The organism is Anaerolineales bacterium (assembly GCA_003105035.1).
In the GTDB taxonomy this organism is placed as follows: Bacteria; Chloroflexota; Anaerolineae; order Anaerolineales; family UBA4823; genus FEB-25.
Window position 1 is genome coordinate 1 of record PQAL01000017.1, and the last position, 16,170, is coordinate 16,170.

General features: G+C 47.3%; 16 protein-coding genes and 1 tRNA gene. 5 read left to right on the forward strand and 12 right to left on the reverse strand.

Going from position 1 to position 16,170, the window contains the following annotated elements; genetic code table 11:
- From C3F13_07155 to C3F13_07175, 5 genes are all read right to left on the reverse strand, one after another.
- Nucleotides 1–1,313: hypothetical protein (locus tag C3F13_07155; GenBank protein PWB54062.1), on the reverse strand; the 1,313-nt coding region annotated here is incomplete at its 3' end.
- Nucleotides 1,314–1,498: 185 nt separating this feature from the next.
- On the reverse strand, nucleotides 1,499–2,185 hold the full coding sequence (locus C3F13_07160; protein PWB54063.1) for a hypothetical protein: 687 nt from the start codon (nucleotides 2,183–2,185) through the stop codon (nucleotides 1,499–1,501).
- Between the two features lie 323 nt (nucleotides 2,186–2,508).
- On the reverse strand, nucleotides 2,509–2,856 hold the full coding sequence (locus C3F13_07165) for a hypothetical protein (GenBank protein PWB54064.1): 348 nt from the start codon (nucleotides 2,854–2,856) through the stop codon (nucleotides 2,509–2,511).
- Nucleotides 2,857–3,093, reverse strand: a complete 237-nt coding sequence (locus C3F13_07170) for a hypothetical protein (protein ID PWB54065.1) — start codon at nucleotides 3,091–3,093, stop codon at nucleotides 2,857–2,859.
- A gap of 93 nt (nucleotides 3,094–3,186) precedes the next feature.
- Nucleotides 3,187–3,717, reverse strand: coding sequence for a hypothetical protein (locus C3F13_07175; protein PWB54066.1), 531 nt, complete (start codon nucleotides 3,715–3,717; stop codon nucleotides 3,187–3,189).
- 413 nt (nucleotides 3,718–4,130) lie between these two features.
- Here C3F13_07175 and C3F13_07180 point away from each other — a divergent pair, with 413 nt between their 5' ends.
- A complete protein-coding gene (locus C3F13_07180; protein PWB54067.1) occupies nucleotides 4,131–6,245 on the forward strand; it encodes a hypothetical protein in 2,115 nt (704 codons plus the stop codon).
- 65 nt (nucleotides 6,246–6,310) lie between these two features.
- Here the strand turns inward: C3F13_07180 and C3F13_07185 are convergent, their stop codons facing one another.
- The 4 genes from C3F13_07185 to C3F13_07200 form a co-directional block, all read right to left on the reverse strand.
- The gene (locus C3F13_07185; protein PWB54068.1) at nucleotides 6,311–7,051 is read right to left on the reverse strand and encodes a nitroreductase; all 741 of its coding nucleotides are present in this window, start codon (nucleotides 7,049–7,051) and stop codon (nucleotides 6,311–6,313) included.
- A 183-nt stretch (nucleotides 7,052–7,234) separates the two neighbouring features.
- Nucleotides 7,235–8,200, reverse strand: coding sequence for a hypothetical protein (locus C3F13_07190; GenBank protein ID PWB54069.1), 966 nt, complete (start codon nucleotides 8,198–8,200; stop codon nucleotides 7,235–7,237).
- Nucleotides 8,201–8,662: 462 nt separating this feature from the next.
- Complete coding sequence (locus C3F13_07195) at nucleotides 8,663–8,881, reverse strand: hypothetical protein (GenBank protein ID PWB54070.1); 219 nt, start codon at nucleotides 8,879–8,881, stop codon at nucleotides 8,663–8,665.
- A gap of 24 nt (nucleotides 8,882–8,905) precedes the next feature.
- On the reverse strand, nucleotides 8,906–9,484 hold the full coding sequence (locus C3F13_07200; protein PWB54071.1) for a hypothetical protein: 579 nt from the start codon (nucleotides 9,482–9,484) through the stop codon (nucleotides 8,906–8,908).
- Between the two features lie 289 nt (nucleotides 9,485–9,773).
- Between C3F13_07200 and C3F13_07205 the strand changes: the two genes are divergently transcribed.
- The gene (locus C3F13_07205; GenBank protein PWB54072.1) at nucleotides 9,774–10,166 is read left to right on the forward strand and encodes a hypothetical protein; all 393 of its coding nucleotides are present in this window, start codon (nucleotides 9,774–9,776) and stop codon (nucleotides 10,164–10,166) included.
- A 378-nt stretch (nucleotides 10,167–10,544) separates the two neighbouring features.
- Here the strand turns inward: C3F13_07205 and C3F13_07210 are convergent.
- From C3F13_07210 to C3F13_07220, 3 genes are all read right to left on the reverse strand, one after another.
- Nucleotides 10,545–10,634, reverse strand: a tRNA-Ser gene (locus C3F13_07210).
- 102 nt (nucleotides 10,635–10,736) lie between these two features.
- Nucleotides 10,737–11,615: a hypothetical protein gene (locus C3F13_07215; GenBank protein ID PWB54073.1), complete on the reverse strand. Its 879-nt coding sequence runs from the start codon at nucleotides 11,613–11,615 to the stop codon at nucleotides 10,737–10,739.
- Between the two features lie 16 nt (nucleotides 11,616–11,631).
- Complete coding sequence (locus C3F13_07220) at nucleotides 11,632–12,957, reverse strand: glycoside hydrolase family 1 protein (protein ID PWB54074.1); 1,326 nt, start codon at nucleotides 12,955–12,957, stop codon at nucleotides 11,632–11,634.
- Between the two features lie 135 nt (nucleotides 12,958–13,092).
- On the opposite strand from C3F13_07220, the gene C3F13_07225 reads away from it, so the two are divergent.
- Genes C3F13_07225 through hydA form a run of 3 tightly spaced genes read left to right on the forward strand, consistent with a single transcriptional unit; the run spans nucleotide 13,093 to nucleotide 16,160 of the window.
- Complete coding sequence (locus tag C3F13_07225; GenBank protein ID PWB54075.1) at nucleotides 13,093–14,226, forward strand: acetyl-CoA C-acyltransferase; 1,134 nt, start codon at nucleotides 13,093–13,095, stop codon at nucleotides 14,224–14,226.
- A gap of 12 nt (nucleotides 14,227–14,238) precedes the next feature.
- Nucleotides 14,239–14,730, forward strand: a complete 492-nt coding sequence (gene folK / locus C3F13_07230; protein ID PWB54076.1) for a 2-amino-4-hydroxy-6-hydroxymethyldihydropteridine diphosphokinase — start codon at nucleotides 14,239–14,241, stop codon at nucleotides 14,728–14,730.
- 14 nt (nucleotides 14,731–14,744) lie between these two features.
- Nucleotides 14,745–16,160, forward strand: a complete 1,416-nt coding sequence (gene hydA / locus C3F13_07235; protein ID PWB54077.1) for a dihydropyrimidinase — start codon at nucleotides 14,745–14,747, stop codon at nucleotides 16,158–16,160.
- Nucleotides 16,161–16,170 lie beyond the last annotated feature (10 nt).

Here is a 16,170-nt window from a genome sequence, read left to right on the forward strand (position 1 = left end):
TTGTCATCCTCCTCAAGCGTATAGCTTATCGCCCCCGTTACGCTGCTCCATTGAACATTATAGTTCCCATCTCCATCGGTGTTGTCAATCGGAGATAGCACTGGCGCCGAGGGTTTGACATTCACCACTTCAATATTCGACCAGGGACTATCTCCGTCAGCGTTGCTGGCCAGAACCCGGTAGTACCACGTGCCTGCCAGCTGTCCTGTGACCACATGTTGGGTGATCGTGCCTGTATAGCTTATGCTCGGGGAGCTGAAGCTCGAGTTGTCATCCTGCTCAAGGGTATATGTTAAGGTTCCAGTTACGCTGTTCCAATCAACCAGGTAGGTTCCATCTCCATCTGGATTAGTTATCGGTTCCAGGACAGGCGCGGCTGGTGGAGCATTAATCACCACAACCAATTCCGTATTTGACCAGGGACTTTTACCGCCAGCGTTGCTGGCCATCACCCGGTAATACCAGGTGCCGTAATATTGGCCAGTGAGCGGAAATTGATTGTTGTTACCTTGATAAAGGATCTTTGGTGAACCGAAGCTATCGTTGTCGTCCTCCTCAAGCGTGTAGCTTATTGCCCCGGTCACACTACTCCATTGAATGGTGAAGTTCCCATCCCCATCGGGGTTGTCAATCGCCGATAGCACTGGCGCTGAGGGTTTGACATTCACCAACTGGGTATTCGACCAGGGGCTATCTCCGTCACCGTTGCTGGCCAGAACCCGGTAGTACCACGTGCCTGCCAGCTGTCCTGTGACCACATGTTGGGTGATCGTGCCCGTATAGCTTATGCTCGGGGAGCTGAAACTCGAGTTGTCATCCTCCTCAAGGGTATATGTTAGGGTTCCAGTTACGCTGTTCCAATCAACCAGGTAGGTTCCATCTCCATCTGGATTAGTTATCGGCTCCAAGACAGGCGCATTTGGTGGAGCATTAATGACCATAACCAATTCCGTATTTGACCAGAGGCTATTACTGCTAGCGTTGCTGGCCATCACCCGGTAATACCAGGTGCCGTAATACTGCCCATTCACCTGATATTGAGTATCAGCTCCGAAATAGCGCGTAACCGGTGAGGTAAACCCCGGATTGTCATCTTGTTCGAGGGTGTAGCTGGTGGCAGATGGCACTGTGGTCCAGCTTACCAGGTAACTCCCATCACCATCTGCATTATCAATTGGCAACAGGGTTGGGCTTTTTAAGGCAAGCAAAAAATCCTGCTCGACCGTAGCACCACTCACCTCCGCGAAGACTCGAGGTTGCGCAGACACTCCCTGAACCCCGGATGGACCCGGGATGCCCAGGGATGTGAACATTGACATGAGAATGAAAACAATAACCAGTCTACTTATGCGCATTTCCCATCACTCAAATAATTAGTAAAACCTAGTACTCCTTAATATAAACCATAATCACCTGTAATTCAATTAGAAATTTCAGGCTTTCCACTTTTTTAATGGGAAGGTCAACCGAGTGTTACACTTCTTGGAGCCTGATTAGTTTACCGGGAGCTATAACTAACTACACAATCCCCTACCGCCGTTTTTAAGGTGACATCAATGGTGGTAGAGGCTGGAAGTGCCCCAGAAGATCCGACGCAGTATGCCATCCCGTCACCATCGGTATCTGTGCCGGTGCAGCCTCCCTGTCCTGAATAAACTGGATTATTGACCGCGTCAAATCCATAACCGGGTGAAGAAAATTGAACAATGAACGTGATGGATACATTCGTATCGATTGGCACAGTGAAGGGATCCACCTTGCAAGTGTTGATCACCACCGTTGGTGGGGAGGTAGGAATGACCGGTGTGTTAGTGGGATAAACTACATTGGATGTGGCCGTATATGCCGGCGTACGAGTATAAATCCGGGTCGGCGTCGTCGTTTGTGTGGGAGTACCAGTACTGGACGGTGTATAGGTAGGTGAAGAGGTGTTTGATGGGCGGGGAGTGAATGTCGGCAATGGCGTGTAGGTTGGCAACATTGTTATGCTGGGTTCTGGGCTTGAGGTCACTGATGCTGTCGGAGCATTCGTCTTTTTATATATCTCCGTGGCATCTACCTTGGGTGCTGCGATCCCACCGTCTTTTACATTGAGGATCCCGATTAAAAACCCAAATACAGCGGCCAGCCCCACAAGGAAGACTGCCATACCTTTTCTCTGCAAGCCTGGGTCAAAAGGATCCATGGTTCTAAGCTGAACAACCTGTCAACCGGAATGTCACTTGAGTTAATGGGATTTTTTGTTTCCGTCCGCGCCTACATAAGCCAATCCACGCGAAAACCTATTCGCCCATATTGCGACCTTATTTTACATCATTGTGGGCTTGAATTCTGAGACCCCAGGCTTAATGTTGTTTGGAGGGCTATGTACTTATATCCATTGATGTAAACCCGACCGTCAGTCAGATGATTATCATGGTTTACTTCAATCATCCCCCCGCAGCGCAGCACATCCTCATAACACTAGCGAGTAAGATCGATATTTTCATCCAAATAATCGTCTATTGATTATGGAAATGGCCGGCCGATGCTGAGTGCTTGAATCAGCTCCGGCTCAAGATCCTTATAAACATCATCTGGTTGAATTTTTAATGCATCAAGAGTCTTACTAAAGAAACTGCGCGCAGTGATGACCACAACAAGATCAAGGACCTGTTCATCTGAAAGATCATAGGCTCGCAGTGCATTGATATCGACCTCAGTTATCTCACCCGGGTGTTGAATAACTTTTTGTGCAAAGGTCATCAATGCCACTTCCTGCTCAGAAAGGCCAGCTTGGCGGAAATCTGCAACCACCGCCAGCAGCTGTTCAACCGTGAAAAAATTTTTACGGAGCAACGCTCCATGGGCAAGCATTCAATAGGAACACCCGAGTGCCATTGCTGCCGCAAAGGTCACCAGTTCGTACTGTCGTAGCCTCATCTTCGGGCGTACTGTCCCAATCAGCTTCAACCAGGCGTCGTAAATCTCCGGGTGCAGGCTGAATGCCTGTGTATACTGTGGTACATATCCCTTAGACCCCAGGTCTGCCTGATATTGCTCACGTAACAAACCGTCAGCCTGATCGACAGGTATCGTTTTTATAAAAGCCATTTTTTCTCCATCCCACCTATATATGTTAATACAAAAGACCGATCATTTCCACCCTATTAAGACCAATATTGTACCATATAGTATATGTTTCAGTTAATCAATCTGCATATTTTTCCCCAGGTCTTCACTAGCTTTTTTAACATATTTTTTGATCTGAGCGTTTGCCCAGGCATAATGGTTACACGTGTTGCCAGCGATATAATCTGCAAGGATCAGTGGACCCGTCCAAGTGAAGCGGCTTCGGGTAAACATATCTTCTTCAGGGATAGACCCTATGACCGTCATGACTTCCTGGTATGAGGCATAAAATTCTGTGAAGACGTCAGCCAGGTCACGCCCCTGATTTTGTTTAAAAATTTGTTGGTTTAGGGCATCGATGGTTTTTCGTTTCATGCCTACCGGTGATATCTCGGGCATTAAGCCGTTTAATCCAGTAGAACACCAATCCAGGAAGAGTCTTTCCCAGGCGCTCAGGTGGGCAAGGATATCTTTAACTGACCAGGTGCCCGTAACCCCTGGCAGGATCATTTCCTCCTTGCGCAGAGTCGCTAACCTTTTTTCCAGGCGTCTTCGTTCAATGTGAATATCTTTTAGTAGCTGTTCCTTACTGGTTTGTTTTGCCATGTCTTTCCTCGCGCTCGAAAGTATATATGTGGTGGCAAGATCAGCTTATTTTATCCTTCCATATTTTAATGTTCGCCGGCAAATTCGGCTATAGTAAACTATGTTGATTTATAAACCAGCATTGTTATTAATCTACCCACAATAATTGCCGAACCTACTCCGATCATTTTCATGGGTATGCGTATCCGTGCTACCCGCAGTTAATGAGATAATGAGCATTATCGTTTACCAAATAATCGTCAACATCTCATCAGTTAAATCTTCATTGGTATAATCTTTATATTCTCCATCCAGGCAAAGGAAAAATTCCTATTAAAACAGACTACCAAAACATTGAGCAGTACGAAATTATTGCACCAACCAAACGCACATGGGCTATCTTTCTGATCAGTGTCCTGAGTCTTTTTACTGAGATGATGCTGATCAGGTGGATCGGTACTGAAATACGAATTTTTGCCTATCTGCAAAATACAATCCTGGTTGTGTGTTTCTTAGGTTTAGGTCTTGGCTGTTTTACCTGTCGCAAGCCTATCCGCCTGCATCAATCATTAGTTCCTCTAGGTATTCTCACGTTATTTATGTCAATCCCCATAATCCGAACGGGGTTAGCATATATTAGCGAGTTGTTGAGCGTGTTGAGGGATTTCACAATATGGGCGTCGACTTTTTCGAACAGCCCTTGGATGACTATTATATATGTTGCAATTGGATTGATCCTTTCGTACTGTGTACTGATTCTCGTTGTGGATGTTTTCGTTCCGATTGGCCGATTATTAGGACGATTGCTGGATGATCACCCAAACACGATATTCGCTTATTCAGTAAACATTGCTGGCAGCCTGATAGGTACCTGGCTTTTCGTTATTCTAAGTTTCTTTTATCTACCACCTTTCTGGTGGTTCGCCGTTTTTGCGGTGATAATGTCTATTTTCATTATCTGGACACGTGTCAATTGGCGAATTAATATTTCTTTACTCATTGCGATCATAGTACTTTCCTGGTTTGCCGGTCAGGTCCCCGGTGCTCTGAAAGTGATCTGGTCACCGTATCAGAAACTAGTCGTCACAAAGACAGATCGAAATGCCTTTGGATTTGGAGATCTCCTCGTTACCGTAAATAATACCGGCTATCAGCTGATCTCAGATTTGAGTGAAATCCATGTTTTCTCAGATCCAGAAATGTATGATCCTGAGCTTGAGGGTTTAAGCCAGTACGATATTCCGCTATTACTACATCCTGACCCCAATAATTATTTAATTGTCGGTGCCGGCACAGGCAATGATGCAGCTGGGGGATTGCGCCAGGGTGTGGAGAATATTACTGCAGTAGAGATCGATCCAGCAATCATTTCTCTTGGTCGCACTTACCATCCCGAACAACCTTATTCTTCACCTGCGGTGCAAATCGTTAATGATGATGCAAGATCTTTCTTTGCTACTACAAAGCAAAAATTTGATGTCATCTCGTTTGGATTATTGGATTCACATACCATGACTGCGATGACTAATTCTCGCCTAGACCATTATGTATATACACAGGAAAGTATACAGAGGGCAAAATCGCTATTGGCAGATGGTGGCATCATGGTGCTCACTTTTGCACCGCAAGAGCTTTACATCGCAGACCGTATAGATAAAGTACTCGAAGATGTTTTCGGTGAAGCTCCAATCTCATTTCTGATTCCAACTACTCCCTATGGCTGGGGGGGTGTGATGTTTATTGCTGGCGATATGAAGGTTGCCGAGCAACAGATATCTCAGAATCAGAAGCTAAAAGCATATATCGATTCTCTTCAACAGGCGCACCTTTATACATTACCAAATACGACCCAAATAACGACCGATGACTGGCCGTATCTTTATCTGGAATCACCCAAAATCCCTGTCCTCTTTTTACTACTAGCTGGGTTGATTATACTGATCTTGTTCAGGAGCCTCCGACGTTGGGATTCTAGTTCTGTTTTTTCAAAATGGAAACGCACCCACTGGCATTTCTTTTTTTTGGGTGCTGCTTTTCTACTTCTAGAAGTACAGAATATTAGCAAAGCGTCTGTAGTTCTTGGCAATACGTGGATCGTGAATGCTGTTATCGTTAGCGGAGTGCTTATTATGGCACTTTTGGCAAATATGCTCGCTTATAAATTTCCTAAAGCAAATGTGTATTATGCATATATAGCATTAATCATAATCTGCTTGGGTCTTTATTTCATTGATCTCGCAAAATTCGCCTTCTTACCTTATACCTTAAAAGCAATAATTATTGGCGGCTTGACCACATTACCGATGCTTTTCAGTGGATTTATATTTACTCGTTCATTCGCTATTGTGTTAGGAAAAAGTGAAGCGCTGGGGGCAAATTTGATTGGATCCCTGGTAGGTGCTCTACTTCAGACGATCACGTTTGTAGTTGGAATAAAAGCATTATTGCTAATTATAGCTGGGCTTTATATTCTCTCGATGATTTATTTGCCAATCAATGCAGCGTCAGAGAATTTAATAATTCCAGCGAAAGCAGAGCAGGCAAGCTAGTTAGTTTTATTGAACAATTTCGGAGAGATCAATAGTATTACTCCTCCATCTGCGCCAGTTTGCTCCTAGATTTTACCCACCGGCCCGCAATAGACGGTGAATTCGTCCACTCCATCCACACCCAGCAGCGCATCCATCTTCTGCTGAATGTAAGCGCCCACTGCGCACGTTCCAGCCTGGATGGCGGTGCACGCCAGGTACAGGTTCTGGCACACATGACCCGAATCCTGTGCAATCAGCTTGGCTGCCAGGGGTCCATAACGCCACTCGGACCGGTAGGGGATAGCCGTCCAGATGAAAGTTACTGCGCTCTCCAACGCAAAATCGGCGCATGCCTCCGAAATTTTTATCCCAACCTCTGGGTCTTCGCTCAATAACAAGAGCTTATGCTCAATCGCCAGGTAACGATATAACCCCTGAGCCAAATCCTCAACCTTCATCACTGCCAGGTACGTCTCAAAGGGATGCCGCGCACCTCCGGATGGCACCGTCCGTCGGGTGGCGTAACCATCCATGATGATTGATTTCACGCCTTGTGTAGCCCACAACAGGAAGGATAGCTCTTCCAGTGATAGGGGTTTCGGCAGGTATTTCCGGGAGCTCTGGCGAAGACGAATCGCTTCACTGAGAGGCATGTTCCCAATCGTAAAATCCTTTGGTGAAACCAGGTCAATAAGCGTAGCATCTTTTGGGTAAGACTTTTCAAGGGGTGGCATTGGCAACCCAAGCTTCTGATCAAGCTCGAGCGAGCCCCATTCGTCCCATAAGTCACCTCGGATGAGCTGGCGTTGCGATCGATAATCCATATGGTCTCCTGTTTAATTTACGCGATGAAATTTGGTACCATTTACTATAACACAATCAATATTGGCTTAATAACGTCTGCAGGTGAAAATGAACTGTCGTTCAACTGTCCTTGTGCGAGAATATCAGGATGATGTAATAGATTATGGATTATGAAATTACTCACCAATATCTGGTAAAGATAATTAACTAACAAAGCCCAGCCTGACGGCGAGTAGTCCCAAAATAATCACGAAGATGAAAATACTGCTAATTGTGATAATCCCTGCAACAATGGTTATAAGGATAGCCTTACCAGTCCTAATGTTATACACAGCAATGATGGCGGCTCCCCAACTGACCAATTCATAGATAAGGATCGCGAAGGGAGGCCACCCGAAACGACCAATATATCTGCTTATGGTATACAAGAGAATCATTGGAGCGGTAAATGCGGATGTAAGATACACCAATCTGCCAAAATCACCCTGCTTCATAAAGACACGTGCAATAATATTGGTGCCCCCAGCCATCACAAGGTAGGGCGATATTAAAAATATCGCATTTGAGGCTATGATGATTAATGCGTATAGTGCCATTAATATTACTGAATTACTTGTTCCGAATAATGTCATATTATTACTTTGAAACGATCCGTTGAACATCATAACCAGCAGATCTATGAGTGATGAAATCATTGTTCCGAGAAAGAACCACAATAATCCGCGCCGTGTGCTTGCTTTCGGGTCATTTAAGATTTCTGCAAAATTGGATTGGGACGGCTTGATGGCTGTAAACCAGGTCTCAAGGATGTTCATGTGCTTGGGAGGTGCAGATACCATTCCTTCGGTAAAGCCAGCCGAATCAACTTGATACAGCTGTGCTTCACTGAAATCAAGAATGTTCGTTGCTTGCATATTCTTTTCCTGATCAGAATCAGTATCAGGCTCTATCATCCCTATTTGGATAGCCATCTGATGATGAACATCAGCTTGAAGCGCCAAAGTCGCTCTTTCAGTAACTTCTTTATCTACATCATGGGTGGCTTTCTCAAGGGCGATAACGATCTCAGGCGAACTTTCCTGGCTGACTCTAATCCATTCACACGCTTCATATCTCACAGATGGTTTGTTACTGGTGAGCATTTCAAGTAGTTTTTCTCTGGAATACATATTCCCCTCCAATGTCTGATTATTAGTTCGTATTTACATTGTTCCTAAATGTAATCGCAAAATTTAATAATTGAGGCTGGATCAATAAAATAATCACTGCATAGGAAACGATCGAATTTTTTTCCTCTATGTGTAAACAAGGTGATTAAAGGGATAACACCAGTAGGATCCCACCTTCCGAAAGAGATGAGCTTCGAGCGAGTGGTACTTTACTGGATTTGATAACCATAGAAAGGTAAAGGGTATAGTTCAGGGTAAATATCATGACCGGAGTTGTCGTAATCTGAAAGTTGGTAGAGTATGTTTTTGTCACGTGTGTTGTGTAATAACCTGTAGAAAGATAGGTTTTATTGGTTTATTCCCCTCGTCATGGGTAACCTTATTTGGTGATATATTACATGGTTTTTGCTTTATCAATATGCTTATCCACGATTTTTAGCACCTATCCGAATCATAGATGGTCTAGGTTGGAGTAGGATAATACCTTCGATAGTTGAATCCTAAGACCATCCAGCTACCATTTACTTTTTCCATCGTGGCAGAAAATTCACCTTGGCCGTTGATGTAGTTTATCGTTCCGGAGACCTCAGCTGTTTGGGGGATTCCATAATTTACTTTGATGTTGGTTATGTGCAGGCTTTGATATCCCTCAATAATCCGATAATTATCGCCGCTTACCATTCCCTCTAGGTTCTCAACTGGAATTTACTCTTGAAAGCTGGGAGAAGTAAGCGCGTATGCGCCTTCAACATCTTTTACTACCATAGCATTCATGAAAGCATCTAAGACATCTGCGATCGGTGTTGCTTCGCTGCTTAATTTTCCGATTGACAAAACGCAAACGATGATTGCAATCACCAACACCCCCAAAACCGATCCCAAGACAATCCACAGCACCTTATGCGATTTCTTTTTTGGCGTACTGTCTACTGATAAAGATGCCCCACAGTTATTACAGTATTGAGATCCGTGTGTATTTGCTTGATTACATTTTGGACAATAATCCACTGCCGTTGGAAATGTAATAGGTTTACTATCCTCGCTTTCAACTTTTTCTTCCTTGATTAACCCCAAATTTATTGCCATTTGGTGATGAACATCTGCTTTGAGAGCTGCCCTGGCCTTACCTACTACATCTTCATCGCGGTCATGCAATGCGTTCATCAGGGCATGAACGATCTCAGGAGAACTTTCTTCGCTGACCCTAAGCAATTCGCAAGCCCCATATCTTTCTGTGCCATCATCGCTAGCAAGCATCTCCAGCAATTTTTCTTTCGAGTTCATAATTCCCTCCTAATCCCGAAGATTTTAGATCTTGGTTATGTCCGCCGTTAGAAGATCTGATAATCAGAAGTATATATCTCTAAATGGAATACTGCATCAATAAAGCCATGTGATTTTTCGGATTGCTTTTCAGGTAAATATGAAAGAATAAATGATAATGCAAGTTATTTTCTGATTATATGAAAACAGTTTACACTAACAAGCCTTGCAGTATTGCAAGCAGTCTCCTGCCAGAAAGACCCATAGGCTTTCATTTACACAAGTATAATAATTATCGAAGGATATTTCCATGAAAAATTGTAAATACTGCGGTAAAGGAATGGTAGACGAGGAAACCTCCTGTCCTGGCTGTGGTGCTCCACAAGAGGTTAAACAATCACCAAAGGCTGCACCAGTTAAAGATATTTCTAACTCTTCACTTTATGAATACAGTAATATGGGATTATTTAAGATTACAATTTTCCCGAACCGCATTTCCATTTTAGATAAAAGAGGCGGTTTGCCTGCCATGATGTCTCCCAAGAAGACAGACATTTTAATAAAGAATATTACTGGGATTAATATAAAAGGGTTTCTAAAACATCTCGAACTCACGATGAATGATGGTTCGTGTCGGGAAATTCCACTTATTATGGGCAAAGACTCCGAGAAAATGCGGGATGTTTTAGTTGGCTTACTTTAACCTAACATTCACCTGAAATCGAAACCTGTCTACGATATCAATCAAGCGGAGAACCATGGGAGCTATAAAAGGCGGGCAAATTATCGAGACCTGCTTTTAATTCTGTGTGATTACGCATAATCCTGCGTAGATACATATTGCAACTCATTGGAACTACTTACCCTATGACATTGGCACTTCTATGTGGTTGTTTGCTGTTTACCAAGCATCACCTTCAATGTACTTGACATTCTGGAGAGGAGCCATTATTACCAAGACATTCTTGTCGTTTCATACAATAAATTTTTACGCACACGATTATATAAAAACCAACAAATGGCACTGACCATCTTACCCCCATATATGTCAGGTGGAGGTATCTCTACCCCCACCTATTCCTGGCGGAGAGGGAGGGATTTGAACCCTCGTTCCCTTGCGGGAAACACGCTCTCCAGGCGTGCGCGCTAGGCCAGACTACGCGACCTCTCCGGATATATATTCAATTACCGTCTCTCGACAGCGAAGCGCATTATACCATAAAGGGGCTTGAGCCCGTCTCGCTCCCCCTTAACCTTGGACCTTACAGGAAAATCAATCTGCTCTGAGCTCGTAGATGTACAAAGACACATCCCAGCTGCGCTCGAAGCCATTTTTACCCAGGGCTTCGATCACCACAGGGTGATTAGGTGCCACCCAGCCGGGCGATTTGTACCCCAAGCGACCCATTAACACCCGGTAATCGCGCAGCAGATCACCCAGCTCGTCTACCTGGCAGGCGATCAGCTGAATCCCAGGGGCGTGCTCATCATCTTCGTCATCCTCCCAAATGGAGATGAACCCCCGACCTCCCTGCCACCACCAGGCATGCTTTCGCTCGATTGCCTCACGTATGTGCTTCAGCTGAGGGTTAGCATACACCCAACCCAAATTGATCAATCCACTGGATAAAGCATGTACCGGGCTGGCCAAGATGAACTCCATCGCCTGAGCGGCCTCATTAACTTTCAACTCAAGGAAGTCAGGCTCTCCGGCTGCACCAACCGGGGCACGGAAGGGGATAAATTCGGCGATACGCAGGAAGCCGGTCTCTTCACACATACGGTGCACTTTGACGTTATAAGAGCCGGTCGTCAAGCGAATGATCCCGCTGCCCATGTGGCGCCAGGTATCCACCACGTAATGGTGGATGTGCGAGGCGACGCCCAGCCCCTGGAAATCGGGGTGGACTCTCAACCCTTCCATGTACCATTCATCGTCCTGGAACTTGGTTAGCTTGAACACCCCTGCAATTCGGCCATGCGTCTCAGCCACACCCAATAACCCACCAGGGTCAGCCAGCCATTCATCCCACACATAAGGAAGATAATCGTTACCTTCCCAGATATGTGAAGACAGTTCCAGTACTGCCTCCTTGTCCTTGGCAAGGGCAGGACGGCAAACCACACTATCTGCTTCAAACAATTCCACCATAGATAGTTACCTCATACTACTCAGGAAATAGTTCGGGTATTAATTCCGTTGCATACTTCCGCACCATCTCATCAGAGATGCCATTCTCACGGCAGATTTCAGCATAAAGGTCGGCGCTGGGTCGTTTATGACGTGCCTGGCTATCACTATCCAATTCCCACAAGCCGAATCGCTGGGTCCAACCGCGTTCCCATTCAAAGTTATCCACCAGGGTCCAGTGGAAATAGGCTTTAATCGGCCAGTTGAAGTTCACAGCCTTCCATACCTGGTGGAGATGCTCCACCAGGTAGCGTGGTCTCAGATGGTCATCAGCATCTTCAATGCCGTTTTCGGTGATAATAATAGGCAGTCCATAGCCCTTTCCCCATTTAACTGCTTCGAATACACCCGATGGCTCATTGGCCAGGTACCCCGTGGTGCTCAGCTCGGCTCCTTCCCGGAAATGCCGCCGGCTGAATAGCTCACTCATTCTCATTAGGCTGAAGTTGACGTAATCCCGGGTGTAATAATCGATCCCCAGGAAATCCTGGGTGTTCCTGGCTTCCCGAACAGGCTTCCTCATCCACAAGAAGCGCATCACTCCATCGGTGGCACCATTCGGGAATGCAACATTTAGGTGACCCAATAAGCGGGTTACCCATCGATCGGGAAGAAACCACCCCCTGGAAGGTTTCAAACTACGATAGTAATGCGAAATCCCAACCCTGGCTTGTGGTTGAATCTGGTGAATGGCGTGATACGCCGCAGCATGGGCGCGCAGGAGATTAACCATGACGGTAAAGCCTGTGTTGAGATCCTGTTTGCCGGGCGGAAATAATCCTTGAATGAAACCCTCAACGGCGTACCCGTTCGGCTCGTTGATCGTACACCACAAGCTGACGTAATCTTTTAAGGCCTGAACCACCTTCTTGACATACTTTTCAAAATACACTGGGGCCGAGTCCTGCTCCCACCCCCCCTTATCCACGAACCACTGCGGATCAGAATAGTGGTGCAGGGTGACGAGGGGCGTCATGTTCAGCTCCACAAGCCCGCGCACCATCTCCACGTAACGGTTGAGGGCATCCTCATCCCAGCGGTCAGGAGCTGGTTGGATCCTGCTCCATTCAAGCGACATGCGATGTGCATTCTGAGCGCCATCTGCAGCGCGCTGAAAATCCTCACGCCAGCGTCCGTTCCACCAGTCACAGGCAAGACCGGCTTTGCCCCCCTGCAAAATTCTGCCTGGCTGTTGCTCCCAGGCGTACCAGTTGCTGTGAGGATTGTTACCCTCTACTTGATAGGCAGCTGTAGCCGTCCCCCACAGGAAGCCGCGGGGAAAATGAAATGTCGCGTGTGCCATCCATACTCCTTGGGTTAATTCTTCAGCGAATATTTTAGTCGTTCCTGGCTTTCCTGGCAAAGGAAAACAGCTGCTCTGAGCGTATTCTCATAGAATAATTATGGTATGCTATACACATGGTAAGGAGGTGTTGTAATGTCTGAAGCATTCATCATTTCCGCTATTCGAACGCCAGTCGGGCAGGGCAAGCCCACCGGCGCATTAGTCTCCCTTTCACCCACCGATCTGACCGCACTGGTCCTCCAAGAAGCTGTTAAACGGGCTGGTATCGAGCCTGCCCAGGTAGAAGATGTTGTGTGGGGATGTGTGACACCCGTCGGTGATCAGGGAGCCAATCTGGCTCGCCTCGGTGTACTCAGGGCTGGTTTCCCAATGCACGTCCCGGCTGTCACGCTTAGCCGGATGTGTGGCTCGAGCCAGCAGGCAATCCATTTTGCCGCCCAGGCTATCCTGGCCGGCGATATGGACCTTGTGATCGCCGGTGGGACCGAGATGATGTCGCACCAACCCCTGGGGGCTGATTACCCAAAAGAGTGGCCGCAAGGTTTACCCTATCAATTAGTCCATCAGGGTGTCAGCGCCGAGATGATGGCTGAGAAGTACGACCTGACGCGTTTTGAGCTGGATGATTATGCCTGCGAATCACACCTGAAAGCCATGCACGCCATCCAAAATGGCTACTTTGAAGGCCAGATTTTACCAATCACTTTAGCTGACGGTAAGGTGGTGAAAATAGATGAAGGTGTACGTATGCCACCCAATCGTGAGAAAATGGCTGCCCTCCAGCCGGTTTTCAAACCAGAGGGGGTTATCACTGCCGCGAATGCCAGCCAGATCAGCGATGGCTCGGCAGCCCTGGTTCTGGCATCAGCCAAAGCGGTTGGTGCATACAACCTGAGCCCCCTGGCGCGCGTTGTCGCCCGCTTTGTCACCGGCTCCGACCCGGTGCTCATGCTGGATGGCCCCATCCCTGCTACAAGGCAAATCCTCAATCGCTCGGGGATCTCCTTGGATGAAATTGATGTCATTGAGATCAACGAAGCTTTCGCTTCGGTTATCCTGGCCTGGGCGAAGGAGATTAAACCGGATATCACCAAAGTCAATCCAAATGGAGGTGCCATTGCCCTGGGCCACCCATTGGGTGCTACCGGTGCCGTCTTGATGACCAAGCTTGTCCATGAGCTACAACGCACCCACGGTACTTATGGCTTGCAGACCATGTGTATCGGTCATGGTATGGCCACTTCAACCATCATTGAGCGTGTTTAGCAAAAGGGTCTTATGGCAGCCAGCATCTATCTTTCCTTAGGTTCCAACCTTGGAAACCGGCTGAATAATTTACAAGCTGCAATGAATGAGCTGGAAATCAAAATTAGCCAGATCCAACAATCACCGATCTATGAGACCGAACCATGGGGATATTCGGACCAACCTCTGTTCCTGAACCAGGTAATCAGGGCCAGCACAAGCCTTGAACCACACGAATTGCTAACCTTTTTAAAAGCTACTGAGGTAAAAATGGGTCGCCAGGAGACTTTTCGCTTCGGTCCACGCCTGATAGACCTGGATATCCTTTTTTATGACGACGTGATCCTCGAGACACCCGATTTGACCATCCCACACCCCCGCATGACTGAGCGCGCATTTATCATCATACCATTGTCAGATATCGCCCCTGATCTCATCCACCCAGTGGCGGGAAAAACCATACAACAGCTTAAAGCTGAATTGGATCCAAGCAGCGTGAGGCTGTATAAGACCATCAATTCCTGAGCAGGAGCCTGGACATGTCGACCATTATCAAAGCAGGCACCATCATCACCGCAGCTGAGACCTTCCAAGCCGATATCTTGATCGAGGGGGAAAAAATCACCTCGATTGGTCAAGATATCGATCAAGCTGGTGCTGTAATCATTGACGCGCAGGGTAAGATCATCATGCCCGGAGGCGTGGACCCACACACCCACTTCAACCTGCCCATGTTCGGCACGGTCAGCTCCGATGACCACTATACGGGTCATAAAGCAGCAGCCTTTGGCGGTACAACCACAGTACTCGATTTTGTCTCCCAGGACGTCGATTCCCTGCATGCCTGTGTGGATGCCTGGCACAAGCGAGCCGACCCGCTGGCAGCGATTGACTTCGGCTTCCACATGAATATCACGCGCTTTGATGAGAAGATAGCACAGGAGATCCCAGACTTGACTGGCATGGGTATCACATCGTTAAAAGTATTCACAGCCTATAATAACCGCCTGCGGCTGAGCGATGGTGAGATCTTCCAGGTGCTTCGGCTGGCAAAAACCCACAGGCTGCTGACCCTGCTGCATGCAGAAAATGGTGATGTGATCGATATCCTGACTGCTGAAGCCCTGGCGGAAGGCCACACCACGCCAGAGTGGCATGCCCGCACCCGTCCAGCCTGGGGCGCAGTGGAAGCCACGCTGCGGGCCGCAGCCTTATCTGCACAAGCTGGTGCGCCTCTTTATATCGTCCACATGAATGTGGCTGGAGAGGTTGACCAGCTGGCTTATGCCAGGGAGCATGGTCTGCAGGTGATGGGTGAGACCTGCCCACAATACCTGTTCTTCTCTGAAGAGAAACTGAGCAAGCCCGACGGGGCGAAATGGGTGTGCTCCCCGCCCCTGCGGACACCAGCCGACAACCAGCGCTTATGGGCAGGTGTGGCCAATGGTACCCTGCAGACCATCGCAACCGACCATTGCGCATTCTTCTATGATGGAAGCCAACCAATCGTATATGAAGGCAAATCCATAGCCATTCCAGGAAAAGAGCTGGGCAAAGATGATTTTACCAAGATCCCTAATGGCTTGCCCTGCGTCGGTGACCGGCTGCCCATCCTGTGGACCTACGGGGTCAGGGCTGGTAGGATTTCTGCGAACCAATTTGTCGCCCTGACGAGCTCCAACCCGGCCAAGGTATTCGGACTTTATCCGCGCAAAGGTGCCCTGCTGCCGGGGTCAGATGCGGATATCGTAATCTGGGATCCTGAGCGCAGGATCCGCTATGGAAAGGCCTACTCTCATCACCGGACTGATTACAACCTTTTTGAAGATTGGGAGCTGGTGGGATACCCTGAAAAAGTGTTCCTGCGCGGCATGCTTATCGTTGATGGGGAGCAATGGCTCGGCCGGGCAGGCATGGGCCGCTACATGTCACGTGACCATGGTGTGATCCTGTAATCTGCCCCTG